The 6,431-nt window shown below is 73.2% G+C and carries 7 protein-coding genes; 2 read left to right on the top strand and 5 right to left on the bottom strand.

Annotated elements, in window-relative coordinates; translation table 11 throughout:
* Positions 1-31: 31 nt before the first annotated feature.
* Positions 32-1,336, bottom strand: coding sequence for a tyrosine--tRNA ligase (gene tyrS / locus PED38_RS10560; protein ID WP_270981160.1), 1,305 nt, complete (start codon positions 1,334-1,336; stop codon positions 32-34).
* A 224-nt stretch (positions 1,337-1,560) separates the two neighbouring features.
* Here tyrS and PED38_RS10555 point away from each other — a divergent pair, with 224 nt between their 5' ends.
* Positions 1,561-2,271 carry a DNA-binding protein gene (locus PED38_RS10555; RefSeq protein WP_270981159.1) on the top strand — a complete coding sequence of 237 codons (711 nt, stop codon included), beginning with the start codon at positions 1,561-1,563 and terminating at the stop codon, positions 2,269-2,271.
* Positions 2,268-2,867 (top strand): hypothetical protein, encoded by a 600-nt coding sequence (locus tag PED38_RS10550; RefSeq protein WP_270981158.1) that lies wholly within the window; start codon positions 2,268-2,270, stop codon positions 2,865-2,867. Before PED38_RS10555 ends, PED38_RS10550 begins: the two co-directional genes overlap by 4 nt.
* A 15-nt stretch (positions 2,868-2,882) precedes the next feature.
* Here PED38_RS10550 and PED38_RS10545 read toward each other — a convergent pair whose 3' ends face one another.
* The 4 genes from PED38_RS10545 to PED38_RS10530 are packed head-to-tail and all read right to left on the bottom strand — an operon-like array spanning position 2,883 to position 6,387.
* Positions 2,883-3,497, bottom strand: a complete 615-nt coding sequence (locus tag PED38_RS10545; RefSeq protein ID WP_063070516.1) for a DNA-3-methyladenine glycosylase — start codon at positions 3,495-3,497, stop codon at positions 2,883-2,885.
* Between the two features lie 7 nt (positions 3,498-3,504).
* On the bottom strand, positions 3,505-3,651 hold the full coding sequence (locus tag PED38_RS10540; protein ID WP_175345449.1) for a hypothetical protein: 147 nt from the start codon (positions 3,649-3,651) through the stop codon (positions 3,505-3,507).
* Complete coding sequence (gene argH, locus PED38_RS10535) at positions 3,648-5,129, bottom strand: argininosuccinate lyase (protein ID WP_063070517.1); 1,482 nt, start codon at positions 5,127-5,129, stop codon at positions 3,648-3,650. Before argH ends, PED38_RS10540 begins: the two co-directional genes overlap by 4 nt.
* Positions 5,130-5,133: 4 nt before the next feature.
* On the bottom strand, positions 5,134-6,387 hold the full coding sequence (locus PED38_RS10530; RefSeq protein WP_063070518.1) for an argininosuccinate synthase: 1,254 nt from the start codon (positions 6,385-6,387) through the stop codon (positions 5,134-5,136).
* Between the last annotated feature and the right edge of the window lie 44 nt (positions 6,388-6,431).

Genomic DNA, 6,431 nt, shown 5'->3' with positions numbered 1-6,431 from the left:
CGTGGGCGACAATGCCCGGTCACACGGGCATTCAGCCCACGGTGAGCGCGGCCAGGGTCTTCTTCCCCCGCCGGATCACCGCGAAGCGGCCGTGCAGGAGATCGTCCACGACGGCTCCCGCGTCGCCCACGGCGACGTTGTTCACGTAGACCCCGCCCTGCGCGATCGCGCGCCGGGCCTCCCCCGCGCTCGAGACGAGCCCGGTGTCGACGAGGGCCTGGATGACGGTGGTGCCGGCGGCGATGTCGGCCGAGGGGAGCTCGCCCAGCGCCGCACGCAGCGTCGACTCGTCGAGCGCACCGAGCTCCCCCTGGCCGAACAACGCCTGCGACGCGGCGATGGCGGACTCGGTGGCGGCCTGACCGTGCACCAGGGTCGTCACCTCCCACGCCAGCTCGCGCTGGGCCTCGCGCCGGAACGGCTCGGTCTCCACGGCGCGCTCCAGCTCCTCGATGCGCGCACGATCGAGGAACGTGAACACGCGGATCCGGTGGATGACGTCAGCGTCCTCCGTGTTGAGCCAGAACTGGTAGAACGCGTACGGGCTCGTGAGCTCGGGGTCGAGCCAGACGGCGTTGCCCTCGCTCTTCCCGAACTTCGTGCCGTCCGCGTTCGTGATGAGCGGGGTGCCGATGGCGTGCACGGTCGCCCGCTCACTGCGGCGGACGAGGTCCGTCCCGCTGGTGAGGTTGCCCCACTGGTCGCTGCCGCCGGTCTGCAGCACGCACCCGTGCGCGCGGTAGAGCTCGCGGTAGTCGAAGCCCTGCAGGATCTGGTAGCTGAACTCGGTGTAGCTGATGCCCTCGTCGGAGTTCAGGCGCGCGCTCACCGCGTCCTTCTTGAGCATCGTGCCCACGCGGAAGTGCTTGCCCACCTCCCGGAGGAAGTCGATGGCGCTGAGCGGCGCCGTCCAGTCCAGGTTGTTGACGATGCGGACGCCGTTGTCCCCCTCCGGGCTGAGGAACCAGGACACCTGCGCCTGCAGGCGACGCACCCAGTCGGCGACCGTCTCCGGCGAGTTGAGCGTGCGCTCCGCGGTGGGCCTCGGGTCGCCGATGAGGCCCGTCGACCCGCCCACGAGACCGAGCGGACGGTGGCCCGCCAGCTGCAGCCGGCGCATCAGCAGCAGCTGCACGAGGTTGCCGAGGTGCAGGCTCGGCGCCGTGGGATCGAATCCGCAGTAGTACGTGATGGACGGCCCGGTGAGGAGGGACTGGAGCGCCTCCGGGTCCGTCGAGACCTGCACGTACCCCCGCCAGACGATCTCCTCCCACACGTCCGGGAAGGACGGGTCGTTGCGCTGGGCGGAGAGGTGGGAGGGGATGGTGTCAGGCACTCGACCACGGTATCAGCGGGGTCGCGTCCGGATCGGGGACCGCGACGCGCGTCCACGCGATCCGTCCGGCGGCGGGCGGTGGAGGACGTGGCGCGGTGTCGGTGGCGGCCCGGAGGATCATGTCATGGGCCGACCACAGCATCAGGCCCTGAGGCTTGATCGGGGGAGATCAAGTGCTTAGCCTTGACGTGCGCCGGCATCTCCGCCGACGTGGAGGGGGTCCCGTGTTCGCCATCACCGCCGACCAGAAGTCGAGCCGCCGCGACGTCGACCGCGCGGGCACCATGCGCGACGACCTGGCCGAGCGCTACGACGGGAGGCTCGTGCTCCCGGTCGACCGCACGTCCGGCGACGAGGTGCAGGCGCTCGTCGCCGACGCCGCCACCGCGCTCGACATCGTGCTGTCGCTCACGCGGGCCGGGCGCTGGAGCGTGGGGCTCGGCATCGGCGGGGTGCGCACGCCCCTCCCCCGTGCCACGCGCGAGGCCACGGGCCCGGCCTTCATCGCCGCCCGGGCGGCCGTGGTCGCGGCGAAGCGCAGCCCGACCCGGTTCGCGCTCGCGGTGGAGCCGTCCGGCGGCTCCCCCCGTGGAGCCGTCGACGCCGCGCCGGGCGGCAGCGCGACCGTCACCCCGACCGGCGACCTCCCCGGGCCCGACGAGGTCGAGGCGCTCATCACCCTCCTGCTGCTCACCCGCGACCGGCGCACACCCCAGGGCTGGGACGTCGTCGACCGCATGGCGCGCGGCGGCACGCAGCGCGACGTCGCCGCGGCGCTCGGGATCACCCCCCAGGCGGTGAGCACGCGGCTGCGCACCAGCGGGTGGCGCGCCGAACGCGCCGCCGTCCCGGGGCTCGAAGCGCTGCTCGCGCACCTGGACGCGGGCGCGACAGCCGCGGATCCGGGCGCGCCCGTCGCCGGAGGCCGCGCGTGATCCCCGTGGGCTCGCCCGCCGAGGTGACGGCCTGGATCGGCCTCTGCCTGCTCGTCACCGCGAGCCTCGTGCTGGCGATCCTGTCCGCGCGCGCACCGCGCACGGGCCCGGTCGCGGCCTCGGCCGGAGCGCTCGCCGCCGCGCTCGTGCTGGCGCTCGCGCTACTCGGTCCGGCATCGCCGCTCGTCGTGGGCTACCTCGGGATCGCCGCGATCGCGCTCGCGGTGCTGGGCGGCGGAAGCGCGTCGACCGTGGTGCTCGCGCTCGCGACGCGCGGATCCGTGCCGCCGGGCGCGTTCGGCGGGATCCTCGTCGCTCCGCGGGGTCACGAGGACGACCCGTCGGCGCTGCGCCGTCCCACCCGCGAGGTGCTGCGCGGAGGCGCGACCATCGGCATGCTCGAGCGGCTCGCCGTCGTGGTCGTGATCCTCGCGGGCTACCCCGAGGCGCTCGCGGTCGTCATCGCCATCAAGGGGGTCGGCCGGTTCAGCGAGCTGGGCGAGGCGGCGGAGGCGCGCGAGCGCTTCATCATCGGCACGCTCGTCAGCTGGCTGTGGGCGGCGAGCTGCGCGGCCGTCGTGCTCATCGTCCGCTGAGGCGGCCCGCACGGCTCACCGGCGCACCCTCGCCACGTGCGCACGGTACGGCGAGACCGTGGCATCGCCCGGGATCCAGAACCGCCAGGGGAAGAGCTCGCCCGATCCGCCGGGTCCCGACACCCCGACGCGCGGGCCCGAGGCCGGGCGCGCCAGCGGGGCATCGGGGAGGACCAGGGCGTAGGGCGGCGCGTCGAGGGCCGCCCCGTCGTCCGCGAGCGGGATGCCGAGCGCCACCGCCAGACGGGCGGGACCGCGCGCGAGATCGCGGTCGCGGACGGTCGCACCCCGGCGGGTCCGCGCGATTTCCGCGCCCTCGATGATCTCGCCGGCGCGGAGCAGGACGCCCGCGCTGGTGCCCTCGGGCCCGCAGACGACGTTCGCGCACGTGTGCATCCCGTACGTGAAGTACGCGTAGAGCCGGCCCGCCGGACCGAACATCGTCGCGTTCCGGGCCCGCTTCCCCCGGAACGAGTGCGATCCGGGATCCTCGCCGACGCCGCGGTACGCCTCCACCTCGGTGAGGCGGACGGAGACGCGGCCCTCCTCCGAGTCGCGCGACAGCACCGCGCCCAGCAGTCCGGGTGCCACCTCGACCGCATCGCCGGCGAGGAACGCGAGGTCGCTCACGCGCGGATCAGAGCAGCTCGCCGTTGAGGCTCGCGACGACCACGACGAAGACGAGCACCGCGACCGCCACGCCCACCACGAGCGGCAGCAGCCAGCGGTGGCGCGGCTCCGGGCGCTCCGAGCGCCCCGGGCGCCCGCCGTTCGAGAGCGTCATGCGGACGCGCTCCCCGAGGCGGTCGCCCGACGCTCGGCCGCCGCATCCGCACGGGAGCGCAGCTCGGCGACGCGGCGCACCAGCTCGGCGCGCTGCTCGTCGACGCGCACGCGCGCGGTGCCGCCCACGCCGTCGCGGCTCGCCACGGATCCCTCGATGACGAGCACCTCGCGGACCTCGGGCACGAGGTGCGGCGAGACACCCCGCAGGTCGTCGTCGGAGAGCTCCTCCAGGCCGACGCCGCGGGATTCGGCCAGCTTCACGAGCTCGCCCGTGATCTCGTGGGCGTCGCGGAACGCCACGCGGTGCTTGACGAGCCACTCGGCGACGTCGGTCGCGAGCGAGAACCCCTGCGGCGCGAGCTCGGCCATGCGGTCGACATCGAAGCGCAGCGTCGCGATCATGCCGGTGAACGCCGGCAGCAGCACCTCGAGGGTCTGCACCGAGTCGAAGACCGGCTCCTTGTCCTCCTGCAGGTCGCGGTTGTAGGCGAGCGGGAGGCCCTTGAGCGTCGCGAGGAGCCCCGCGAGGTTGCCGATGAGCCGCCCGGACTTGCCGCGCGCGAGCTCGGCGATGTCGGGGTTCTTCTTCTGCGGCATGATCGACGACCCGGTCGAGTACGAGTCGCTCAGGGTGACGAAGCCGAACTCGCGCGTGTTCCAGAGGATGATCTCCTCGCTCAGCCGCGAGAGGTCGATGCCGACCTGGGCCAGCACGAACGCGAACTCGGCCACCACGTCACGGCTGGCCGTGCCGTCGATCGAGTTCTCGGAGCTGCGCGCGAAGCCGAGGTCGCGGGCGACCGCACCGGCGTCGAGACCGAGGGTGCTCCCGGCGAGGGCCCCGGATCCGTAGGGCGACACGTCGGCGCGCGCGTCCCAGTCGGCGAGCCGCTCGAGGTCGCGCACGAGCGGCCAGCAGTGCGCGAGCAGGTGGTGCGCGAGGAGCACGGGCTGCGCGTGCTGCAGGTGCGTGCGGCCGGGCATGATCGCGCCGCCCGCCGCCTCCGCCTGCGCGGCCAGCGCATCCACCAGCTGGACGAGCATCGCGTGGATGGTCGCCGCGTGGTCGCGGAGGTACATGCGCACGAGGGTCGCGATCTGGTCGTTGCGGCTCCGGCCGGCGCGGAGCTTGCCGCCGAGCTCGGGACCGGCGATGTCCATCAGGCCGCGCTCGAGGGCGCCGTGGACGTCCTCATCCGCGTCGGATGCGACGAGCGTCCCCGAGCGCACCCGGTCCTCCAGGGTGTCGAGCGCCTGCAGCATGGCGTGCCGCTCGGCGTCCGACAGGTAGCCGGCCGACGCGAGAGCACGGGCGTGCGCCCGGGACCCGGCGATGTCGTACGGCGCCAGCTGCCAGTCGAAGTGCGTCGACCGGCTGAGCGCGACGAGCTCGGGCGACGGACCGCCGGCGAAGCGACCGCCCCAGAGGGCGCCCGCCTCGCCGGCCCGGGAGGACGGATCCGTGCTCTCGGTCATGCGGCTACTCCGCGGCGGGCGAGGACGAGGATGCCGCGTCGTCGGCGCCCAGCGCCGCCTGCTCCACGGCGAGGTCGCGGCGCGCCGAGATCTTGCTCGGCAGGCTCCACAGCTCGATGAACCCCTTGGACAGCGACTGGTCGAACGTGTCGCCGGTGTCGTACGTCGCGAGGTCGAAGTCGTAGAGGCTCGTCTCGCTGCGACGACCGGTGACGACCGCGCGGCCTCCGCGGAGCGTCATGCGGATGTCGCCCGAGACGTGGCGCTGCGAGTCCTCGATGAACGCGTCGAGCGAGCGCTTGAGGCCGGAGAACCAGAGGCCGTCGTAGACGAGGTTCGCCCAGTCCTTCTCGACGCCGCGCTTGTAGCGGCCGAGGTCGCGCTCGATGGTGAGGGACTCGAGCTCCTCGTGCGCCTCGATGAGCGTCATGGCGGCCGGGGCCTCGTAGACCTCGCGACTCTTGATGCCGACGAGGCGGTCCTCCACCACGTCGATGCGGCCGATGCCGTGGGCGCCAGCGGCCGCATTCAGCTCCTGCACGATGCGCAGCGGCGAGTAGCGCACGCCGTCGATGGCGACGGGGACGCCGGCCTCGAACGTGATGGTGACCTCGGTCGCGTCCCGCAGCACGTCGGGGTCCTGCGTGTACTCGTAGAGGTCCTCGATGGGGCCGTTCCACGGGTCCTCGAGGAAGCCCGTCTCGACCGCGCGGCCCCACACGTTCTTGTCGATCGAGTACGGGCTCTTCTTGCTCTGCTCGATGGGCAGGTCGTGCTCGTTCGCGTAGACGATCGCCTTGTCGCGCGTGAGGGCGAGGTCGCGGACGGGCGCGATGGAGGTGAGGTCGGGCGCGAGCGCGGCGACGGCGGCCTCGAAGCGCACCTGGTCGTTGCCCTTGCCGGTGCAGCCGTGCGCGACGCTGTTCGCGCCGAGCTCGTGCGCCACGCGGGCGAGGTGCTTGGCGATCAGGGGGCGGCTGAGGCCCGAGACCAGCGGGTAGCGCTTCTGGTACAGCGCGTTGGCCTTGAGCGCGGGGACGATGTAGTCGTCCGCGAACTCGTCCTTCGCATCCACGACCACGGCCTCGACCGCGCCGCAGTCGAGGGCGCGCTGCCGGATGACCTCCATGTCCTCGCCGCCCTGGCCGACGTCGACCGCGAGGGCCACGACCTCCTTGCCGGTCGCATCCTTGAGCCAGCCGATGCCGACCGAGGTGTCGAGTCCGCCGGAATATGCCAGTACCACGCGTTCGGCCATGCCGTTCTCCGTTTCCGTTGCTGAGATGTCTGAGGTGTGCGGGC

Source organism: Clavibacter sp. CT19 (assembly GCF_027858075.1).
Lineage (GTDB): Bacteria > Actinomycetota > Actinomycetes > Actinomycetales > Microbacteriaceae > Clavibacter > Clavibacter tessellarius_A.
This window is presented reverse-complemented; position numbering and strand designations above follow the sequence as displayed.

Coding starts and splice junctions, on each gene's coding strand:
- argH (WP_063070517.1), bottom strand. CDS start 5,129: ATGACCGAGAGCACGGATCCGTCCTCCCGGGCCGGCGAGGCGGGCGCC.
- PED38_RS10530 (WP_063070518.1), bottom strand. CDS start 6,387: ATGGCCGAACGCGTGGTACTGGCATATTCCGGCGGACTCGACACCTCG.
- PED38_RS10540 (WP_175345449.1), bottom strand. CDS start 3,651: ATGACGCTCTCGAACGGCGGGCGCCCGGGGCGCTCGGAGCGCCCGGAG.